The sequence below is a fragment of the Dietzia cinnamea NBRC 102147 genome (assembly GCF_001571065.1).
Lineage (GTDB): Bacteria > Actinomycetota > Actinomycetes > Mycobacteriales > Mycobacteriaceae > Dietzia > Dietzia cinnamea.
The window spans coordinates 1-1,128 of sequence record NZ_BCSW01000135.1 but is presented as its reverse complement, the minus strand read 5'-3'; the positions used below and the strand labels follow the sequence as shown (position 1 = coordinate 1,128).

At 67.0% G+C, this 1,128-nt stretch carries 1 protein-coding gene; it reads right to left on the bottom strand.

The window, feature by feature from the left end:
- Nucleotides 1–30: 30 nt before the first annotated feature.
- The gene (locus DCI01S_RS16475; protein ID WP_244881775.1) at nt 31–1,122 is read right to left on the bottom strand and encodes an IS630 family transposase; all 1,092 of its coding nucleotides are present in this window, start codon (nt 1,120–1,122) and stop codon (nt 31–33) included.
- Between the last annotated feature and the right edge of the window lie 6 nt (nt 1,123–1,128).

Genomic DNA, 1,128 nt, shown 5'->3' with positions numbered 1-1,128 from the left:
TAGTGGGCATCTCCGTTAGTTCGTCGGGGGTCATGCTGCGCGGAGGGTGCCGTCGTTGTTGAGGCGGTCGAGGTGGCGGTTGAGGTCGTCGCGGGTGTACTTCCAGCCGAACGGTTCGGCGCTTCGGTTGTAGCGATCCTGGAACGCGAGGATGCGTGCGGCGAGATCGTCGAGGTCTGCGAAGTCGCCGGTGGCGATGGCTTTGCGCTGCAGGATCGAGAAGTAGATTTCGACCTGGTTGAGCCACGAGGCGTGCACCGGAAGGTGCACCAGGACCGCGTTGGGAAACGCATGACGCATCCGGTCTTTCGAGGCCTGACCTGCGTGGGATGAGCCGTTGTCGACGACCCAGAACACTCGCTTCGCGGATGCGTATGGCTCTTGGGTCATCACCTGCTCGACCAGTTCGGTGAACGGGGCGATCCCTGTCTTGGGTGCGGTCATCCCCATCACGCGGGCCTGGTGGACGTCGTAGGCGGCGAAGTAGGCCAACGTCCCACCGCGGCGGTACTCGAACTCCACGCGCCGCGGCTGACCGGGCCTGGCGGGAGTCTCGGCGTGACGGCGTTTGAGGGCTTGGAGCTGTGATTTTTCGTCCGCACTGATGACGTACTCATCGTCGCCGAGAGCAACGCCGTTCCAGCGCCGGTGGTACAGGTCCAGCACCCGGGCGGCCTTGACGGCGAAGTCGGGGTCGCGGGGAAAAATCCACGACCGGTGCTGCCACGGCTTGATCGCATCTGCGGCCAGCCAGCGCCCGATCGTCGCCGACGCCACGGGGCGCACCAGCCCTGTGGCCACGGCGTGGGCTCTCAACTCGGCGGCCGACCATCTGGTCAGTGGCAGACCGTGGTCAGCCGGGCGCGTACACGCCAACGCTTTGACCTGGGCGACCTCGACGGGGGTGAACACTCGCGGTCGTCCCGAGCGGGGCCGATCTTTGAGACCCTCCAGGCGCTCGGTGCAGAACCGATGCCGCCACTGGCGCACCGTGTCTTCGCACACCCCGACCTCGCGGGCGATCGCAGCGTTGGCATCACCGGCAGCGGCCGCCAGGACGATCCGGGCTCGCAGTACATCGCGGTGCGCACAACGAGCAGCGTGCGCGCGGCGGGTCAGCACGTCGCG